General features: G+C 65.6%; 18 protein-coding genes. 16 read left to right on the plus strand and 2 right to left on the minus strand.

The window, feature by feature from the left end:
• The first annotated feature begins 11 nt into the window (after positions 1-11).
• From ACLJPD_RS26490 to ACLJPD_RS26505, 4 genes are read left to right on the plus strand one after another with little or no spacing between them, the layout of a single operon-like run.
• Complete coding sequence (locus ACLJPD_RS26490; protein ID WP_410875735.1) at positions 12-2,024, plus strand: ABC transporter permease; 2,013 nt, start codon at positions 12-14, stop codon at positions 2,022-2,024.
• On the plus strand, positions 2,014-2,811 hold the full coding sequence (locus ACLJPD_RS26495) for an ABC transporter ATP-binding protein (RefSeq protein ID WP_410875737.1): 798 nt from the start codon (positions 2,014-2,016) through the stop codon (positions 2,809-2,811). Before ACLJPD_RS26490 ends, ACLJPD_RS26495 begins: the two co-directional genes overlap by 11 nt.
• Positions 2,808-3,554: an ABC transporter ATP-binding protein gene (locus ACLJPD_RS26500; RefSeq protein ID WP_410875738.1), complete on the plus strand. Its 747-nt coding sequence runs from the start codon at positions 2,808-2,810 to the stop codon at positions 3,552-3,554. Before ACLJPD_RS26495 ends, ACLJPD_RS26500 begins: the two co-directional genes overlap by 4 nt.
• Positions 3,555-3,596: 42 nt before the next feature.
• Positions 3,597-4,268, plus strand: a complete 672-nt coding sequence (locus tag ACLJPD_RS26505) for a TetR/AcrR family transcriptional regulator (protein WP_410875740.1) — start codon at positions 3,597-3,599, stop codon at positions 4,266-4,268.
• A 60-nt stretch (positions 4,269-4,328) separates the two neighbouring features.
• Here ACLJPD_RS26505 and ACLJPD_RS26510 read toward each other — a convergent pair whose 3' ends face one another.
• Positions 4,329-5,327, minus strand: coding sequence for an oxygenase MpaB family protein (locus ACLJPD_RS26510; RefSeq protein WP_410875742.1), 999 nt, complete (start codon positions 5,325-5,327; stop codon positions 4,329-4,331).
• A 192-nt stretch (positions 5,328-5,519) separates the two neighbouring features.
• Complete coding sequence (locus ACLJPD_RS26515) at positions 5,520-6,686, minus strand: thiolase family protein (RefSeq protein WP_410875743.1); 1,167 nt, start codon at positions 6,684-6,686, stop codon at positions 5,520-5,522.
• 581 nt (positions 6,687-7,267) lie between these two features.
• On the opposite strand from ACLJPD_RS26515, the gene ACLJPD_RS26520 reads away from it, so the two are divergent.
• The 12 genes from ACLJPD_RS26520 to ACLJPD_RS26575 all read left to right on the plus strand — a co-directional run bounded on the left by ACLJPD_RS26520 (position 7,268) and on the right by ACLJPD_RS26575 (position 18,259).
• A complete protein-coding gene (locus ACLJPD_RS26520) occupies positions 7,268-7,492 on the plus strand; it encodes a hypothetical protein (RefSeq protein ID WP_410875745.1) in 225 nt (74 codons plus the stop codon).
• Complete coding sequence (locus tag ACLJPD_RS26525) at positions 7,492-7,677, plus strand: hypothetical protein (RefSeq protein ID WP_410875747.1); 186 nt, start codon at positions 7,492-7,494, stop codon at positions 7,675-7,677. The genes ACLJPD_RS26520 and ACLJPD_RS26525 overlap by 1 nt, the downstream gene beginning before the upstream one ends.
• Before the next feature lie 46 nt (positions 7,678-7,723).
• Positions 7,724-8,575, plus strand: a complete 852-nt coding sequence (locus ACLJPD_RS26530; protein ID WP_410875748.1) for an MlaE family ABC transporter permease — start codon at positions 7,724-7,726, stop codon at positions 8,573-8,575.
• Position 8,576: 1 nt separating this feature from the next.
• Positions 8,577-9,440, plus strand: a complete 864-nt coding sequence (locus ACLJPD_RS26535) for an ABC transporter permease (RefSeq protein WP_410875750.1) — start codon at positions 8,577-8,579, stop codon at positions 9,438-9,440.
• Between the two features lie 9 nt (positions 9,441-9,449).
• Positions 9,450-10,892 (plus strand): MCE family protein, encoded by a 1,443-nt coding sequence (locus tag ACLJPD_RS26540; protein WP_410875751.1) that lies wholly within the window; start codon positions 9,450-9,452, stop codon positions 10,890-10,892.
• Positions 10,889-11,911, plus strand: a complete 1,023-nt coding sequence (locus ACLJPD_RS26545) for an MlaD family protein (protein WP_410875753.1) — start codon at positions 10,889-10,891, stop codon at positions 11,909-11,911. The genes ACLJPD_RS26540 and ACLJPD_RS26545 overlap by 4 nt, the downstream gene beginning before the upstream one ends.
• Positions 11,908-12,921, plus strand: coding sequence for an MCE family protein (locus ACLJPD_RS26550; RefSeq protein ID WP_410875755.1), 1,014 nt, complete (start codon positions 11,908-11,910; stop codon positions 12,919-12,921). Before ACLJPD_RS26545 ends, ACLJPD_RS26550 begins: the two co-directional genes overlap by 4 nt.
• Positions 12,921-14,021 carry an MCE family protein gene (locus ACLJPD_RS26555; RefSeq protein ID WP_410875757.1) on the plus strand — a complete coding sequence of 367 codons (1,101 nt, stop codon included), beginning with the start codon at positions 12,921-12,923 and terminating at the stop codon, positions 14,019-14,021. Before ACLJPD_RS26550 ends, ACLJPD_RS26555 begins: the two co-directional genes overlap by 1 nt.
• Positions 14,018-15,130 carry an MCE family protein gene (locus tag ACLJPD_RS26560; RefSeq protein ID WP_410875758.1) on the plus strand — a complete coding sequence of 371 codons (1,113 nt, stop codon included), beginning with the start codon at positions 14,018-14,020 and terminating at the stop codon, positions 15,128-15,130. The genes ACLJPD_RS26555 and ACLJPD_RS26560 overlap by 4 nt, the downstream gene beginning before the upstream one ends.
• Positions 15,127-16,311, plus strand: coding sequence for an MCE family protein (locus ACLJPD_RS26565; RefSeq protein ID WP_410875759.1), 1,185 nt, complete (start codon positions 15,127-15,129; stop codon positions 16,309-16,311). The genes ACLJPD_RS26560 and ACLJPD_RS26565 overlap by 4 nt, the downstream gene beginning before the upstream one ends.
• Before the next feature lie 111 nt (positions 16,312-16,422).
• Entirely contained in the window at positions 16,423-16,929 is a 507-nt protein-coding gene (locus ACLJPD_RS26570) for a hypothetical protein (RefSeq protein ID WP_410875760.1), read from the plus strand.
• A 40-nt stretch (positions 16,930-16,969) separates the two neighbouring features.
• Positions 16,970-18,259 carry a TetR/AcrR family transcriptional regulator gene (locus tag ACLJPD_RS26575; protein WP_410875762.1) on the plus strand — a complete coding sequence of 430 codons (1,290 nt, stop codon included), beginning with the start codon at positions 16,970-16,972 and terminating at the stop codon, positions 18,257-18,259.
• Positions 18,260-18,314: the final 55 nt, after the last annotated feature.

The raw sequence follows: 18,314 nt of genomic DNA on the forward strand, positions 1-18,314 counted from the left end.
AACAGGGGCACATGGGCCAGTTCTTGCAGTTCGTCTTCCTAGGTCTGTCGACCGGCGCGGTGTACGCGGTCTTGGCCACATCACTGGTGGGTGTGCACGCCGCGACGGGAATCATCAATTTCGCCCAAGGCGCGTTCGCCTTGTGGGCGGTCTATGTCGTCGCGGCCCTGCGGACCGACGGGACGTTCGTCCTGCCGCTCGGCAGCATCGCGCTCGGCAGTGAAGATCACCCGACGCCCATGGTGGCGGCGATCGCATTGGGAATCGCCTCGGCGACGGTCTGGGCGTTGCTGGCGCATCTGGTGGTGTTTCGGCCACTGCGGCACGCGCCGGTGCTGGCGCAGGTGGTTGCCTCGGTCGGACTGATGTTGTTCATCCAGGCATTGGTGGGACTGCGGTTCGATACCGAAAACCTCTTCGCCACACCGATTCTGCCGGAGAGCACGGTGACGGTGGCCGGTGCGCTGATCAACGTGTCCGATCTCGTGTTGGCCGTGATCGCGGTCGCGATCGCCGTCGGTCTGCGGGCCTATTTCACGCTCACCACAGTAGGCATCGCGACGCGCGCGGGCTCGGAAGACGAACTCGCCGCGCGCTTGACCGGATATTCGCCCGACCGGCTGGCCGCGATCGTCTGGGCGCTGACCGGCGCCGCCTGCGGGCTGATCGGGGTGCTCGCCGCGTTCACCATCGGATTGAACGAGACGAGCTACACGTTCTATGTGATCCCGGCGCTGGCGGCGGCACTGGTCGGTCGACTGTCGTCCTTCGGCGTGGCCTGTGCGGCGGGGTTGACGCTGGGCTCGTTCCAGGCGGTCATCCTCTGGATCGACACCAAGGACTGGTGGCCGAATTGGGCGCAGTCCGGGCTTTCCGACGCTGTGCCGTTCGTCATCGTTGTCGTCGCGTTGTTCCTGCTCGGGGGCCGGATCCCGGCTCGGGGGTCGCTCGGGGCGGTGAAGATGCCCGCCGTGCGAATCCCCCGCGTCAAGATCGCACCGACCACGGCGGTCCTGGCAGTCGCGGTCCTCGCGATCGTCGCGACGACCGGGACGTGGCGCTACGGCGTCGTGACCTCGATCATTCTGTCGTTGATCGCTTTGTCGCTGGTGTTGCTGACCGGATACCTGGGGCAGATCTCGCTGGCCAGTATGGCTTTCGCCGGCACAGCGGGCTTCGCGTTGTCGAAATTGTCCACCGAATGGCAGGTTCCCTTTCCACTGGGCATCATCGCCGCTGCCTTGACGGCCACCGCGTTGGGGATTCTGGTCGCGGTGCCCGCGTTGCGCATCCGTGGCGCCCAATTGGCGGTGGTGACCCTGGCCGCCGCATTGGCCATTCAAAGCTTCGTGTTCAACAACCCCTCGTTGACGCCCGCGCAGGGCAACATCATCACCGACCCGACCCTGTTCGGCATCGACCTGGGGGTTCGTGACGGCACCAACCTAGTCACGCTGCGCTTTTCGCTGATGGTGCTGGTGGTCGTCGCGATCTGCACCTTGGCGGTGATGCGGATCATGGCGGGCGCGACCGGTCGGGCGATGTTGGCGGTGCGGTCCAACGAGCGAGCGGCGGCATCGGTCGGAATCGACGTCGCCGCGACGAAATTGCTCGGCTTCGCGGTCTCGGCGTTTCTCGCCGGTATCGGCGGTTGCCTGATCGGCTACAGCAGAGGACAGCTCTCGGCGGGTTCGTTCACCGTGATGATCGGCCTGACCCTGTTGGCGATGACCTACGTCGGCGGCATCACCTCCGTGTCGGGCGCGTTCATCGCCGGCACCGTCGGCCCACTGGGAGTCGGCTACGTGTTTCTCAACCAGACTCTCGAACTCGGCGAATATTACGAGGTCATCGCCGCGAGTGTGTTGTTGCTGATGGCCGTGCTCAACCCGGTCGGCGTCGCGGGGGCGATGACCTCGGCAATCGAGGGGCTCACCGCGACGATCCGACGCCGAAGCGGCCGTGAAAGCACCGGCGGCGAGGCCGCTGAGTCGGGAAGGAAGGCAGCAGCGCATGTCCGATAGCGTGCAACCTCTGTTGCGGACCCACGGATTGTCGGTTCGCTACGGCGGCGTGGTGGCCAACACCGACATCGATATCGCCGTCGACTCCGGCGAGATCGTGGGTCTGATCGGACCCAACGGCGCGGGAAAGACGACGTTCGTCGACGCGGTCACCGGGTTCACCCCCTATACCGGAAACGTCACCCTCAAGGGCACCACGCTCGACCGACTCGGCACGCATCGTCGACGCCGCGCCGGATTGGCCCGAACCTGGCAGGCGGGTGAGCTTTTCGGCGATCTCACAGTCGCACAGAATCTCGCCGTCGCGATCCAGCCGACCGGTTTGCGCAGGCTGTTCGCCGACATCGTCAGCGGTTCGGTGCCACCGAGTGAGACCATCGACGCAGCCCTGGAATTGGTGGGCGTGCCCGGCGTCGCGGCCCAGCGTCCCGGCGAATTGACCCTCGGCCAGCAGAAATTGGTCGGGGTGGCGCGTGCGCTGGTCGGCGGTTCGAAGGTGGTGCTCCTCGATGAACCCGCCGCTGGACTCGACACTCATGAAAGCCAGGACTTCGGTCGGCATCTGCGGCGCATCGCGACCGCGGGTGTCGGTGTGTTGCTCATCGACCACGACATGTCCCTGGTTCTCGACACCTGTTCGCGGCTCTATGTGCTGGACTTCGGTGTCGTCATCGCTGCCGGCGAGCCTGCCCGAATCCGGGAAGACCCACGGGTGATCGCCGCGTACCTCGGCACCGCCCGCCCCGACGCCGACGACGCAGCCCGACCGGCAGGAGACACCAAATGACCACATCGGCGACGCCGGAAACGCCGCTGATCGAGGTGCAGCCCGCCCTGAGCATCGAAGGGCTCACCGTCGGATACGGTGGCGTGCCCGCCGTGCGCGATCTGAACGCCCAGGTGCGAGCGGGCGAGATCCTCGCACTCCTCGGTCCGAACGGGGCGGGCAAGACCACCACACTGCTCGCATCGGTCGGGGCATTGCCCGCGCTGTCCGGCATCATCACCGCGCTCAGCGCACCGCTGGACCGACGGGTGGAAGCCAACGCGCGCCGCGGCGTCATCCTGGTCCCCGACAGCCGGGGCGTCTTCCACCGCTTGTCGGTCGACGACAACCTGCGCCTGGCCCGCCGCAAGCACGGCCCCTCCGTCGATGACGTCTTCGACTACTTCCCCGCGCTCCGGTCGATGCGCTCGCGCCGATGCGGCACGCTCTCCGGCGGCGAACAACAGATGCTCGCGTTGGCCAAAGCACTGCTGTGCGCACCCAAGATCCTGCTCGTCGACGAACTCAGCCTCGGGCTGTCGCCGATCGCCGTGGAGGGCCTGCTCCCCCGGCTTCGTCAGATAGCCGACGACCAGCACATGGCCGTGGTGCTGGTCGAACAACACATCGAACTGGCCTTGTCGATCGCCGATACGGCGGTCGTGCTCCATCACGGCAGGGCCGTGTTGTCCGGCTCCGCGACAGAGCTCCGTGGTCGCCGAGATATGGTCGAGGCGGCCTACTTCGGTAACGCCGAAGGATGACACCGCCACGAACGCAACGTGGGACAGCATCGAGGAGGAAGGTTGGCCGAAACCGGGCACCCCGATCGCGGAAAAGCGCCTGCGCGACGCAGCACCCGCAATCGCCCGACCGACTCCGTACTCCTGGACGCGGCATGCGCGGTGATCGCCGAGGTCGGCCTCGATCGAGCCACGATGGATGCCATCGCTCAGCGCGCCGATACCTCCAGAGTCACCCTCTATGCCCACTTCGGCTCCCGCGACGCACTCATCGATGCCGTGATCGAACGAGAGCTCGCCGCGTTGACCACCTGGATGTTCGAGATCTACGACAACGGCGAGACGATGAGCTACGGGCAGCGAGCCCGATATTCGATCGAGTCGCTCTTCGAGTACGCCCGCCGCCACCCCGAAGGATTCCGCGTCCTGCTCGACAACCGATACGACGACAGCCATCCCGGCCGTCGATTGTCCGCCGCTCTCGAACCGCGTATCGCGGAACGGTTGCGAGCCAACTACGCCGAACGGGGAACTCCCATTCACGGCGGCGCGGACACACTCGCCACGATGCTCCTCGGCATCAGCTTGGATGTTGCCTACCGAGCCGTCATCCTCGCGGGCGCCGACATCGGCGCGGCCTGCGATCTGGCGATCACCGCGTCGCTCGCGGTTCTGCGAGCCGTCGATCCCGAGCAATTGCGTGCGATAGACATTCCCGTGCCGACCACGCCATAACGGCGCGAGCGCGGCGGCGAGGCGAACACCTCACCCGCCGCGGTCATCGACCCGTACGAATCAGACGAGAGCCCGCTGCTTCCTGATGCGATTGCGCACGTCGCGCATCATCGCGTGGGTGCCTGCGAACCTGATGAACTTCGGGATGAAGCGGTTGACGAAGCCGACGAACTGGAACAGATGCTCGAATCGGCGCTGATCCGCGGTGCTCCATTCGATCGCCATCTGCTCGCGGAAATGTGGCGGCAAGAAGCCCGCGGTCAGGAACTGCAGGAGGCTGCCGAACATCACCCGGATGGACCAGTGGATCATTCGCAGGTGCAGCAGATCGTCGATGTAGGCGCGGAATTCGTCGTCGCACACCACTCCCTTGCACGCCTCCAGCCAGTACTCGTCGAACTCGGCGCGCGTCTTCGGCCACATATCGGGGTGTACCTGGAGCGTGGTGCCGAAAGTGTCCGAGCCCTGGTAGAACGCCTCGAGTTCGTCGGCGGTCATCTTGCCGCACAGCAGTTGGTGCGTATCCTCGAAACCGATGTAGATCGCCGCCGCCACATACATCTGCAGGTGCCGGTCGAAGGCGTTGTATTTCACCTTCGAATCCGGTCGCGATCTGACCTGGCGGTGCGCGACATTGACCGCTTCCCGCATGGCCGACTTGTCCTCGTCACTGCCGAGAACGGCTACCGCGAGGTAGGCGGAGGTGGTCCGCAACCGCTTCCACGGATGCACCATGAGCGCGCCGGATTCGACCGGACTCTCCATCACGCCCGCCGCGACGCCCTGGTGCGCGAATTGCATCGCCACGTTCGCGGCCGCACCCGCGAACATCCAGAAGTCCAAGGCATCGGCCAACTGCGCGGGGCGTTTGCGCGGTGACCGGTGGGTGTCGGGAATATGCAGGCGAACCCGATCGAGGGTCAGTACATTCTCCGGCGCCGTGGATTCCACCGCTGCGGGAGCCGACCGACGCCACGCCGGGGCCGCACCTTCATCGACGTAGGAATCACTGTGTGGGTCGACGTAATTGGGTTCGCCAGGCCTGATTGCCGTGCTCATGGTCATCCTCTCCCAGATGTGCCGCGCGACCGAGCAGCCGAGGCGAAGCATTGCGGCTCGACGCACCTCGCGAACGCGGTTCGGTGCCGACGATACTCCGACACCTCGGATTATGTTACCGATCATTCTCTCAATAGGTGGCCGCCCACCGACCGCGCCGCGTCGGCGGGCGCCCGTCTATCGCCCGCGTCCTCAGAGACGTTCGATGATGGTGGCGTTGGCCAAACCGCCTGCCTCGCACATGGTCTGGAGCCCGTAGCGGCCGCCGGTCTGTTCGAGATGGTTGACCATCGTCGCGAGCAACCTGGTCCCGGAGCCACCGAGCGGGTGCCCGAGCGCAGTGGCGCCGCCACGCGGATTGACCTTGGCCGGGTCGGCGCCGAGCTCGTGCTGCCAGACGAGCGGGACCGGGGCGAACGCCTCGTTCACCTCGAAGGTATCGATGTCGTCGACAGTGAGCGAGACCCGTTCGAGCGCCTTGCGGGTCGCGGGGACGACGGCGGTGAGCATTAGCGTCGGATCGTCGCCGACAACAGCGAAGGAGTGGAAGCGGGCGCGCGGAGTCAACCCCAGCTTCGCCGCCATCGCCTCGCTCATGATGAGCGCCGCCGACGCACCGTCGGTGAGCGGCGAGGAGTTGCCCGCGGTCACCGACCAGTTGATCTCCGGAAACCGGTCGAGGAGAGCGGGATCGGTGAAGGCAGGACGCAGGCCGGCCAGACCTTCGACAGTAGTGCCGGAGCGAATCGTCTCGTCGGCGACGAGGTCTCCGGCGGCAACGAGCTCGGCATCGAACCCGCCGGATGCCGCGGTGGCGGCGGCCAGCTGATGCGAGCGAGCCGCGAACTCGTCGAGGACCGCGCGGTCCAGTTTCCAGCGGGCGGCGATGACCTCGGCCGCAATCCCCTGCCCGATCAGGCCGGCCGGATAGCGAGCGGCGAGCGGGCCACGCAGCGAATCCTTGCCTTGGGTGTTGGAGAACATCGGCGCGCGGCTCATCGACTCGACGCCACAGGCGATCGCCACGTCGTACGCGCCGGCCAGCACACCCTGGGCGGCGAAATGCACGGCTTGCTGACTCGAACCACACTGCCTATCAACCGTGGTGGCGGGTACCGACTCCGGGAAACCCGCCGCCAGCACCGCGGTCCTGGTGATGTTGTTGGCCTGTTCGCCACTCTGGGTGACACAGCCGCCGATCACGTCGTCGACGAGGACTGGATCGATGCCGGTGCGCGCGACCAACTCTGCCAACACGCCGGCCAGCAGCGTGGCCGGATGCACGGACGACAGCCCTCCGCCGGACTTACCTCGACCCGACGGTGTACGAACCACATCGACGATGACTGCTGACATCATGAACCTCCTGCACGGCCGCCGAGTACCCGGCGACATCCATCAAGTAAGTTACTTTTCATTCTTATCACCTACCGCGAACCGGTAGCCAGAAATCCCGCCCCCGGCCTTCATATTGCCGAATTATGTTACTGTAAATTCCACCACGTCATGAGTTGGGGGCATGATGTGCGGGCCGCATCGGCACCGGCACGCACCCCTCAGCGGCGTCCGGTGCCGATGCGATGACCCTTCACTCGCAACCGCTCCGCACCGAACCGCAGGTGAGCGACCAGCGAGAAGGGCGCCGCGGGCGCGAACCCGCGACGGGCACTCGATTCGGCGCCCTATAGGCAATCCGGAATCTATGAGATATGTTACCGGTAATTCTCATCACAGCGATGCGAATGAGTAGTAACTTGATCTTCGAAGGTCGGCCTCCCGAACCACTGAGATTCAGTGCTTCTCGCCCGACTCGGGGGAAGGCGCCCACTCTTCGGGTCCACCCCCTAGAAGAACGATCGACAACAACATCGCACCGCCAACGACGGCGGCCAGCAGGCCGGAAGTCGTCCAAGGTCCCGAGGAAGGACACCGGTACCACCATGCTGCGACGGCTGGACAGGTTTCTGAGCTATGAGATGAAGGTGTCCGAATTCCTCGGCACTTTCATCATCCTCGGCATCCCCTACGGACTGGTGGGGATCATCTGGGCATTCACCCACACCAGCCATCTGCGCGACCTCCACGGGGCCGACCTGATCATCTCGTTCCTCGGATCGATCGTGTGCTGGCCCGTCCTCGTCTTCGCGAATGTGACGATGACCTGATGATGGCGCTGGTCTGGGTCATCGACATCATCGTGATCATCATCAAGATCCTGGGCGGGCGGACACAGGTCAATCCTGTTCTCCGAGTAGGCATGTGGATCGCGGTGCTCTGCGTCATCGCCTTGTGCACAGCGGTCGCCGCCGGACTCGTCGTCCTCCTCGAACACTGGCTGAGCTCGCTCTGAGCAGCCGGGAACACACTCCCCCGCAGCAAGAAAGGATCGGTGCAGCGTGACGCCGCAACCGGCCACCGATCCGTCCGAGATCGGACGGATCATCGACAGCGCCACCGGGCTCTGGCGACGGCATCCCCAGCAGTCGATCGAGACCCTCGGCAGGCAGGTCCTGCTCGGTAGGGCCGCGATCGCGCAGCTGTTCCTGTCCTTGGTGCAACGGCGATTTCCGTTCCAGGAGTTCATCAAACAGTGCGCGTTCATGGCCAACGTCTCCGCGTTGCCGACCGTGTTCGTCGCGATCCCGGTCGCCGTTGTGGTCTCGCTCCAGGTCGGCGCGCTGGTGAACCAGGTCGGTGCCACCACCTTCATCGGCGCGGTCGCCGGGCTCGGCATCATCCGCCAGGGCGCACCGCTGGTCACCTCCTTGATGATCGCGGGCGCGGTCGGCTCGGCCATCTGCGCCGACCTCGGCTCGCGCACGATCAGGGAGGAGATCGACGCGATGATGGTGATGGGCGTCGACCCGGTGCGCAGGTTGGTCGCCCCGCGACTGGTCGCCGCGGTGCTGGTCAGCATGCTGCTCTGCGGGTTCATCGTGTTCGTCGGCTTCGCCACCGCCTACCTGTTCAACGTCTACGCCCAGCAGGGCACGCCAGGATCGTTCATCAGTTCGTTCGCCTCGTTCGCGGTCGCGAGCGACCTGTTGGTCGCGCTGTTCAAGGCGGCGATCTTCGGCGCGCTCACCGCGATCATCGCCTGCGACATCGGCCTGCACACCAAGGGCGGTCCCGGCGGTGTCGCGAATTCGGTGAACTCGGCGGTGGTCAGCTCGGCTCTGATGCTGTTCGCCACCAACATCATCGTCACCCAGCTGTACAACGGCTTCTTCCCTTCGAAGGTGGTGTGACATGGCCGCCGAATACATCCCACCGTCACTGCGGCCGGTCCGCGCGATCCGCGCGACGGCCAAGGTCCCCATCCAGGCCAATCAGCGACTCGGCCACCAGGCGATCGTGTTCTTCCAGGCATTCATCGCCATCCCGTTCACGCTGCGCCAGTACCGCAAGGAAGTCGCCCGCCTGATCGCCGATGTCAGCTGGGGCAACGGTTCGCTCATCGTCGGCGGCGGCACGGTTGGCGTGGTCGTCGTGCTGTGCGCCTTCGGCGGCATCACCGTCGGGATGGAGTCCTACACCGCGCTGAACCTGCTCACCATGGGACCGCTGACCGGTGCCATCTCCGGCTTCGCCACCACCCGTGAGATCGCGCCCATCCTGGGCACGCTCGCCTTCGCCATCCAGTCCGGCTGCCGGTTCACCGCCCAGCTGGGCTCGATGCGGATCTCCGAGGAGATCGACGCGTTGGAATCCATCGCGATCCGGCCGCTGCCGTACCTGGTGACCACCCGAATGATCGCGGCCACGGTCACCATCATCCCGCTCTACATTCTCGGCCTCGCGGTGGCCTACGTGGCCACCAAGCTGTCGGTCCTGTTCCTCGGCGGCACCACCGCCGGCACCTACGACCACTACTTCTTCCAGTTCCTGCTGGGTGCGGACGTGTTCTATTCGATTCTCAAAGTAGTGGTGTTCGTCCTGATCGCCGCGTTCATCCAGTGCTACTACGGCTTCGTCGCCACCGGCGGCCCTGAGGGCGTCGGCGTCGCGGCGGGCCGGGCCATCAAGATGGTCATCGTCGTCATGGTCTTCACCAATCTGTTTCTCACCCTTGCGATCTGGGGCATCGACCCCGGATTCCGGATCTCGGGATAGGTCGATCGAATGATTCTCGATCTCAGCGGCCGCGGCCCCAAACCCCTGCAGCTCACGCTCGCGGGTCTGGCGGTGATCACCGCGTTCGCGGTCGCGCTGTTTCTGCTCGCACTGCGCTACAACGGCGAGTTCGAGGACACGGTGGTGGTCGGTGCCGACCTCACCAGCACCGGCGACGGGCTACCCCAGGCCGCCGTCGTGAAGTACCGCGGCATGATTGTCGGCACGGTCGGCTCGGTGGAGATGGTCGCTGCCGGACAACGCCAGCACGCCACTTTCGAGCTGAAACCAGGTCTCGCGCAGACAATTCCGGACACCGTCACCGCTCGAGTGGTACCCGACAACATCTTCGGCGTCTCCTCGATCCAGCTCGTCGACAACGGCGGGAACGCCGAGGGGCTGCGCGAGGGCGCGACCATCCGCGAGGACACCAGCGCCGCCACGATCCAGCTGCAGACCACGCTCAACACCCTGCGCGATGTGCTCACCACCATCCAGCCCGAGAAGCTCGGCCGGGTGCTGGCCACCCTGTCCGCCGCGCTCGACCCGAGCAGCCGCGTCCCCGGTTCCACGGTGGAGCGCCTGGATACCTGGCTCACCACCATCCATCAGATCCCCGAAATCGGCCACCTGCTCGGCGATTTCGGTCAGGCGGCGACGGCACTGAGCCAGTCGGCGCCGGAACTGGTCGGGGTGCTGGCCGATTCGGTGACCTCCGCGCGCACCCTCAACGAGCACCGCACCCAATTGGTGGAACTGCTCACCCAGGGCAACTCCACCGTCGAATCGGTCAACGCGCTGTTCGCCGCGAATCCCGATTCGGGCAAGGAATTGGTCGCGGGCCTTGACCAGCTGCTCGGCGGCATCGCCAAGGATCCCGGCGCGCTGCAGTCGACGGCGGCCAATCTCAACGAGTCGTTCCGCAGGCTGCAGCAGGTGTTCAACTTCGGCCCGCGCAAGCAGATGACCTGGCGTATGGATGTGACGTTCACACCGTTCCAGCAGTACACGGCGAAGGACTGCCCGCACTACGGCGACATGGCAGGGCCCCGATGCGGTGGGCCGACCGTGCCCGAAGTCGCACCGCCGCAAGAGTATCCGGCACAGATGCTGCCCAAGCGGCTCGAGTCCGCCGGACCGGCGCCGGTACTGCCGATTCCCGGTCTGCCCGCGCTGCCGAGCATCACCGTGCCGACGGTTCCCGGCCTGCCGACGATCCCGGGTCTGCCCGCCATTCCGGGACTGCCCGCCATCCCGGGGATCACCGCACCCGCCGCATCCCTCGATCCCGCGCCGGCCGCCACCCCGGCGGCACAGCCTCGGCTGAGCGGCATCGCCGCAGTGTCAGCTCTGGTCGGCGGTAAACCGACGTTCAGTCAGCTGCTGCTGCTCGGGTCGATCCTGGGCAACATTGCCATCGTCCCCGCCACCGAAGGTGGTGTCCAACAGTGAAATCCACCAGAGCACTCGTCGGGTTCAGCTTCTTCGCCGTACTGGCGACGTTGCTCACCTACACGATCTGGTCGACCCTGCAACGCAGTGTCCCCGGCAACACCACGAGCTATTCGGCGGTGTTCACCGATGTTCTCGGGTTGCGCATCGGCGACGACGTCCGGATGGCGGGTGTACGGGTCGGGCGGATCGACAAGATCGACTTCACCGACAACTACATCGCCAGGGTCGACTTCCAGATCGAGGCGCGCCAGCACCTGACCGATACCACCAAAGCCCTTGTGCGATACCAGAATCTGATCGGTCAGCGCTACCTGGCCCTGGCGCCGGGCACCGGCGAGGGCACCGTTGTCCCCGCGGGTTCGCAGATCCCGCTCGAGCGGACCGAGCCGTCGTTCGATGTCTCGTCGCTGCTGTCCGGATTCGAGCCACTGTTCAGTGTGTTGCAGCCCGACCAGATCAATTCGCTGTCGGAAACCCTCATCCAGGCACTGCAGGGCAACGAGGTGTCACTGGCGGCGCTGATCACCCAGGCCGCCGAGTTGGCCAGCACCTTCGGTGAGCGCGATCAGATCATCGGCGATGTGCTGAGCAATCTCAGTTCGGTGATGGCCGGTCTGGCGAATCGCAGCGATGAGCTGGAGACCCTGATCACGCAGACGCGCAGTCTGATGGACGGGCTCTACGCCGAGGGCGAATCGTTGAAGAGTTCGGTCGAACGGGTGGCGGGGGCGACGAACGGCTTGGTCTCGCTCATCGAGCAGGTCAAGCCCGGTATGGCTGAGGCACAACGCAACGCGACGACCGGCGTGATGATGCTGCTCTACAACGGCGCGGCCCTCGATCGCGCCGCGGTCGAATTCCCGGACTTCCTCAACGGTGTCGCCCGGTTCACCCAATACGGCACCTACGGCAATGCCTACATCTGCCGCCTCGACGTCTCCCTGTGGGGCGTTCTCCTGCCCGAGGGCTTGTTCTCTCAGGTCGGCGGCACCTCACAATCGGAAGTGTGCCGATGATCAAACCACGCGTTCCAGCCTTCCTGCGGCACAACCGGCACCTGCGGCTCGGCCTGATCGCCGCCCTCGCGGTGCTGCTGTTGCTCGGCGGTTCGAATCTGCTCACCCAGGTCCAGCTCGGCGACAAGACCGTGTACGCCGAGTTCGCCCAGGCCGCCGGCCTTCGGCCCGGCGCGACGGTCGATGTCTCCGGCATCGAGGTCGGTGAGGTCCAGGCGGTGAAGCTGGTCAACGACCGGGTGGAGGTGGCGCTGCGGATCCGCAAGGACATCCGGCTCGGCGCCGATGCCCACGCCGCGATCAAGATGTCGACCATCCTCGGCAGGCTGCACATCGTGCTGCGGCCCGGTGCTGGAGAAGAGCTACTGGACGACAGGATCCGGCTCGACAACACCGAGGTTCCGTACAACCTGAGCAAGGTCATCCAGGACCCGAACTACACCTCCTCCTTCGAGCGGATCGAACGGATCGACCCGGAGAAGCTGCGCACCGCGCTCGATGTGTTCAGCGCCCAACTGGGCGATTCCCCCGCCATGGCGGTGCAGGCCCTCGACAGCATCGGCGCGCTCGCCCAGGTGATCAACAGCAGACGCGACGAGGTCGACACCCTGCTCAAGAGCATGGATCAAGTCTCCCAACTGGTTTCGGACAACCGCAACAGTGTGTTGGTGTTGCTGACCAGGGGCGAAGCGATCGGGGCCGCCGTGCAGCAGCGTCAGACGCTGCTCACCCAACTGCTCGACAACGTCGCCGACATGTCCAGGCTGCTCCAGGACATGGGCATCGAGAACAACGGCGAACTCGGACCGCTGATCGCCAATCTCAACACCATGGCCGACGGCCTGACCAAGAACAAGGAAAACCTGGACCGGATCTACGAGTACGCCCCGATCACGTTGCGCCAGTTCAACAATCTGCTCGGCAACGGCCCCTACGGCGAGATCTGGGCACCGTGGATCCTTCCGGACAACTGGCTGTGCTTCGCGCAGGCCGTACAGGGGTGCAACTGATGAGGACGATACGCACGAGCAAGCTCGCGGCGGTCTGCTTGGCCGCGACACTCGTCTCGGGCTGCGGTCTCCTTCCCGACAGCGTGACCGGATTCGGGGACCAGGTGCTGGGCCAGCAGAAGCGCATCAGCGCCGACTTCGAGAACGTGGCCGGACTGTACGCGGGCAACGAAGTCGCGGTGCTCGGGGTGCCGGTCGGTGTCGTCGATTCGGTGACACCGCGCGGCAGCTATGTCGAGGTGGTGATGTCGGTCGACCGTGACGTGCGCATCCCCGCCGAAGCGATGGCGGCGCTGGTGTCACCGCAGCTGATCACCAACCGCCATGTCGAGCTCGCCCCGGCCTATACCGGCTCAGGGCCCGAGCTCGCCGACGGTGCGCATCTTCCGCTGTCTCGCACCAGGACACCCGTCGAACTGGACCGGATCCTGGCCAACTTCGATCAGCTGGGCGAGGCGCTCAAGGGCGACAGCCAGAGCGGGCCCATGGCGAGCCGGGTGCTCTTCCCACTGTTGGACGGCAACGGCGACCGACTGCGCGAAACGCTCGACGAACTGTCGGCGGCCTTCGAGCTGACTTTCGCCAACAAGGATCAGATCGCCAACACCATCATCGAACTCGGCGAGATCACCCAGATCATCGCCGACAACGATCAGACCGTCCGCGATTTCAGCGGTCGCATCACCGAGTTGGTCGCGCTGTTCGGGCAGCAGTCCCCCGGTCTGCAGGCGGTGCTGGCCCAGCTCGACGACTTCATCACCAATACCTCCTCGGTGGTCGGCCAGAATCAGGATCAGCTCGCGGGCGCGCTCACCAAGTTCGTCGTGATCGCCGCCCAGATGCGGGCCAACGCCCGCAATCTGACCGAGATCATCGACGTCGGGCCGCTGATGTTCCAGAACTTCGACAATGCGATCAGCCGAGAACACCAGGCGCTGCGCCTGCACGGTCTGCTCGACAAGATCGTGCTCGACAGCGAGGTGGTCTCGCTGTTCTGCGAGCGCGTCCAGATGCGTCTCGACGGCTGCCGCACCGGCAAGATCTCCGATATGGGCCCGGACTTCGGGCTCACCGCCGCGCTGTTGGGACTGACGAAATGACCCTGCGCACCACGTTGGCCGCAGCCTTCTGCGCCGCCGCTGTGGCCGCATCGAGCAGCGGCTGCTCGATGACCGTGGCCGAGCTGCCGCTGCCCGAACCGGGCATCGGCGGGCCAGGCTACACCTTGCATGCCACTTTCCGGGACGCGCTCAACCTGCCCGATCGCGCCCACGTCAAGATCGGCGGCACCGATATCGGTGTCGTTACGGGGATTTCGACGACCTCGTTCCTCGCCGATGTCGAGATGCTGATCCGCACCGACATCCAACTACCGCAGGGCACCACCGTGGAGCTGCGCCAGGCGACCCCGCTCGGTGACATCTTCGTCGCCATGACCCTGCCCAGCGCCGAGGCCGCCGGGCCACCGCTGCGCGAGGGTGCGACCATCGGCGCCGAGCACACCGCATCGGCCGCCTCGGTCGAGCAGTTGATGATGTCGGTGTCGATGCTGATCAACGGCGGTGGACTGAATCAGGCGGCCAGCATCACCTCCGAGCTCAATTCCATCTTCGCAGGCAAGGCGCCCCAACTGCAGCACCTGATCGGGGAAATGACCTCGGTCATCGCCGCGCTCAACGCACGCACCGGTGACCTCGACGCGACGCTCACCGGGTTGTCGGTGCTGACCGGCGAATTGGCTCGACGCAAAACCGAGCTCGGCGCCGCGGCCGACAGCTTCCCGCAACTGATCGGACTGTTCGCCGAGAACAACCAGGCCATCGTCGACCTGATCAACAGGGTCGCGGTGACCATGGACGCCCTCGGCGACTTCAGCGCGACGAACGGGCCGCAGTTCGTCAGCCTGTTCCAGAGCATCCAGAATCTGATGTCGGGGTTCGCGCAGATGGGCGATGACCTCACCGGCACACTCGAGGGCTTCCACCAGGTCTATCCCTCGGTCATGGACAGCATGCAGGGACCGACCCTGGCCGTCGGGGCGATCCTGTCCTACCTCGATATCGGTGCGATCACCGATCCGGCAGGCAGCCGCTGGCCCGATGGCACTGATGTGCCCGCGTTCGTCGGCAGCATCGCCGACGTGATCGCCAAAGTGACCGGCCGCCTCAACAGCACACCGCAACAGCCGCCGCAGGAGGGGCCCCGATGAATTCACCCTTGTGGGAGTGGCTGGTTCGCCGTCGCGTCGCGGTTGCCAATGCCGGCCTGGTCGTCGTCCTGCTGCTGGGCAGCCTGTACCTGGGCGGCGCGGTCCTGCGGATCGACCCGACGAGCACCCGCTACACAGTCACCGTCGAACTGGCGGTCTCGGGTGGACTCACCGCGGGCAGCGACGTGACATTCCGTGGCGTTCGAGTCGGCCGGGTCGATGACGTGCGGGTCGCGGGCGACGGAATCGCGGCCGTAGCCGAGATCGAGGAGGGCACCCGAATTCCGGTCGGCGGCACGGTCGCCGTGGCTCGCTTGTCTGCCGCCGGTGAGCAGTACCTGGATTTCCGGCCCGTCACCGACACCGGACCGTATCTGCGCGACGGCTCCGTCGTCGCCCGGGCGGACACCTCCGTGCCCGTGCAGATGCAGTCGGTGCTGGCCAATATGACGGGCCTGGTCGGCGGTTTGAACCCCGATCGCCTCAATGTCATCGTCAACGAACTCGACAAGGCGCTCGCGGGCGGACCGGACGGCTTGCGCAACATGATCTCCGGGATCAGCCGGGCGATGGCGGGGCTGACCGAGCTGCTGCCGCAGACCGAGCACCTGCTGCGCAATCTCGAGGTCATCGCCGCGACGACCGCGCACGCGCAACCCGACCTCAGCACGCTCACCAACGCGGGTAGCGCCCTGTTTCAGCAGTTCACCGCCGCCGACGCCGAATTGCGGCACCTGCTCCAAGAGGGGCCGGGCCAGCTGGCCACTCTCGGCGGCTTCATCTCCCGCACTCACGACCCGATCACCGACCTGGTGACGAACTTCGTCGCGATCACCCGGGCGGCCAAATTGCGCCAACCCGCGATCGAACTGCTGTTTCCCACGTTGAGCCGCTTCTCCGAGGCGGTCGGCGTCCCCGCCCACGACAACGCCTTCTTCACGCTCGTCGATCCGTGGCCACGACCGACCTGCGACTACGACACGGTCCCGATCGTGCCCACCGATGCCACCGCCGATACCAGGGTGCGGCTCTACAACTACTGCGTCACCGACAATCCCGCGCTGCAGATCCGTGGGTCGGCGAACGCACCACGACCCGCCGGGCCCGACAACGGCGCGGGACCACCTCCGGGTGTGACCGGTGACGAACTGTCCCAGCCCTCGGTGCCCGCACCAAGATAAGGAGCATGACAAACGATGACCGACGACGAAATACCAACCAGCACAACACCATCCGAAGAACCAGCTGTTGCGGTCGATGCGCGGACCTCGACCGAGTCCCGGTGGTGGGCAATGGATCGCAAGACCCTCGGCCTGCGCGGCGCCACCGCGATCGTCCTCGGCGCCTCGGTGGCGACCTCGGTGTTCTTGTTCGTGGAGAACAAGAACAGCACCGATCTGCTCGCGGCCCAACAGCAGGCCCGCGAGGCAGCCTGCCACTACGCCCCGGCGTTGGCCGAATACGACAGCAAGAGCCTCGACACCTACTTCAAGGCTGTCCTCGATGGCGCGACCGGGGACTGGAAGAAGCAGTTCGAATCCACCAGCACCGAGCTACGCGACGCCCTCACCCAGGGTGAGGTCATCTCGAAGGTCACCGACACCCAGTGCGCGCTGCGCTCCGGCGACGAGCACAACGCCGAGGCGATCGTGGTGATCGGGACGACCATCTCCAGCTTGGGCACCGAACACAAAGCCAAGCCCAGTCAGCTGTCGATGGTGTTCAATCTGCACAAAGACGACGGCCGCTGGCTCGTCGAGAAGGTGAACTCCCCGTTGACCGCGCCGCCCGCCCAATGACTCGGTCCGGCGGATCGACCTCGCGCCCCCAGGCGATAGCATGACAGGCAAGATCATCGGGAACTCACTTTCCCCGCGTGGAACAAAGGGCAAGACGACGAACAAGCAGGCAGACGAATCCCCCGCGGATGCGCCGACTCGCCAGGTCAGGCGCAGGCCGAAGAATCGTCGTGCCCAGATCGCGGCGGAATCGGCCGCCGCCTTCGGCGCGAACGGGTACCACGGTGTCAGCATGGACGACATCGCTCGGCGCCTCGATATCAGTTCCACCGCGCTGTATCGGCATTTTCCGAGCAAATACGCGCTGTTCCGGGAGGAACTTCTGCGGTTGTCCGGGATAGCGGTCGGCGCGGTCGAGCTGCCCGCCGAGGCCGCTGACTGGACCCCACGCCAACGCATCGATCATGTGCTCGACGCCGTCATCGGCTTGACCATCGCCAATCGGCCGACCGTGGCGCTGGCCCGCTGGGAGCGCCGCTACCTCGAGCCTGCCGACCTTCAGGAGTTCACGGAGCAATTCACCGCGGCAATCGCCACGCTGCGCAAGCTGATCGGCGAGGTGAGACCCGAGTTGGACGGTCGCGACCGGGCGGTTCGCGCAGTCTCGATCTTCGCTGTGGTCAGCAGCATCGGTGACCATCACGCCACCGTCCCGGCGAAAGCTCTCTCCCGGCTGCTTCATACGACCAGTTGGACGTTGATCGACGCTGATCTCAGCGGACTCGACAAGACCGAGCGCGCCGACCTCACGGGCGAGCAAACGCAGCCGTTCAAGCATGATCTGCTGTTGGGCAAGGCCGTCGAGCTGTTCCACGAGCGCGGCTATCCGAATGTCAGTATGGAAGATATCGCCACCGCCGCGGATCTGTCGGCCGCGTCGGCGGTGTATCGCTATTACCGCAGCAAGAGCGACCTGTTGGTAGCCGCGTTCCGGCGCGCCGCCGACCGGGTATCGGGCGCGATCGCGCCTGCGGTCACCGCCGCGGACACTCCTGCCGAGGCACTCGGCACCCTGATCGAACTCTATGTCTCCGGTTCGTTCGCCGAGCGCGCGCTGACCTTCGTCTACTACGCCGAGTTCAGCCATGTCGACCAACCTGATCAGGTGACCCTGCGCCACCTACAGCAGTTGATCATCACCGAATGGGCGAAATTGGTGGTGGAGGCGAGGCCGGAACTGTCCATCGGCGAGGCCCGAATTCTGGTGCACGCGGCGTTCAGCCTGGTGGTCGACCTCGGGCGTACCTTCGGCGACCACGGAGTCAGCCCACAGGAGACGGTGATCCGCTTGCTGGAAACCATTCTGCTGGGTCAGCCCCTACCGCGGTAGGCAGCGACTCGCGCCATCGACGGAGAAGGGGGCATCCGACCGTGACCGGTCGGAT

The organism is Nocardia sp. A7, from assembly GCF_046549215.1.
Taxonomy (GTDB): Bacteria; Actinomycetota; Actinomycetes; order Mycobacteriales; family Mycobacteriaceae; genus Nocardia.

Bases quoted from the DNA above. Each gene is read 5' to 3' on its own strand.
- ACLJPD_RS26495 (WP_410875737.1), top strand. From the start codon at position 2,014: ATGTCCGATAGCGTGCAACCTCTGTTGCGGACCCACGGATTGTCGGTT.
- ACLJPD_RS26570 (WP_410875760.1), top strand. From the start codon at position 16,423: ATGGATCGCAAGACCCTCGGCCTGCGCGGCGCCACCGCGATCGTCCTC.
- ACLJPD_RS26525 (WP_410875747.1), top strand. From the start codon at position 7,492: ATGATGGCGCTGGTCTGGGTCATCGACATCATCGTGATCATCATCAAG.
- ACLJPD_RS26535 (WP_410875750.1), top strand. From the start codon at position 8,577: ATGGCCGCCGAATACATCCCACCGTCACTGCGGCCGGTCCGCGCGATC.
- ACLJPD_RS26540 (WP_410875751.1), top strand. From the start codon at position 9,450: ATGATTCTCGATCTCAGCGGCCGCGGCCCCAAACCCCTGCAGCTCACG.
- ACLJPD_RS26575 (WP_410875762.1), top strand. From the start codon at position 16,970: ATGACAGGCAAGATCATCGGGAACTCACTTTCCCCGCGTGGAACAAAG.
- ACLJPD_RS26520 (WP_410875745.1), top strand. From the start codon at position 7,268: ATGCTGCGACGGCTGGACAGGTTTCTGAGCTATGAGATGAAGGTGTCC.
- ACLJPD_RS26555 (WP_410875757.1), top strand. From the start codon at position 12,921: ATGAGGACGATACGCACGAGCAAGCTCGCGGCGGTCTGCTTGGCCGCG.
- ACLJPD_RS26500 (WP_410875738.1), top strand. From the start codon at position 2,808: ATGACCACATCGGCGACGCCGGAAACGCCGCTGATCGAGGTGCAGCCC.
- ACLJPD_RS26490 (WP_410875735.1), top strand. From the start codon at position 12: ATGGGCCAGTTCTTGCAGTTCGTCTTCCTAGGTCTGTCGACCGGCGCG.
- ACLJPD_RS26510 (WP_410875742.1), bottom strand. From the start codon at position 5,327: ATGAGCACGGCAATCAGGCCTGGCGAACCCAATTACGTCGACCCACAC.
- ACLJPD_RS26565 (WP_410875759.1), top strand. From the start codon at position 15,127: ATGAATTCACCCTTGTGGGAGTGGCTGGTTCGCCGTCGCGTCGCGGTT.
- ACLJPD_RS26550 (WP_410875755.1), top strand. From the start codon at position 11,908: ATGATCAAACCACGCGTTCCAGCCTTCCTGCGGCACAACCGGCACCTG.
- ACLJPD_RS26515 (WP_410875743.1), bottom strand. From the start codon at position 6,686: ATGATGTCAGCAGTCATCGTCGATGTGGTTCGTACACCGTCGGGTCGA.
- ACLJPD_RS26560 (WP_410875758.1), top strand. From the start codon at position 14,018: ATGACCCTGCGCACCACGTTGGCCGCAGCCTTCTGCGCCGCCGCTGTG.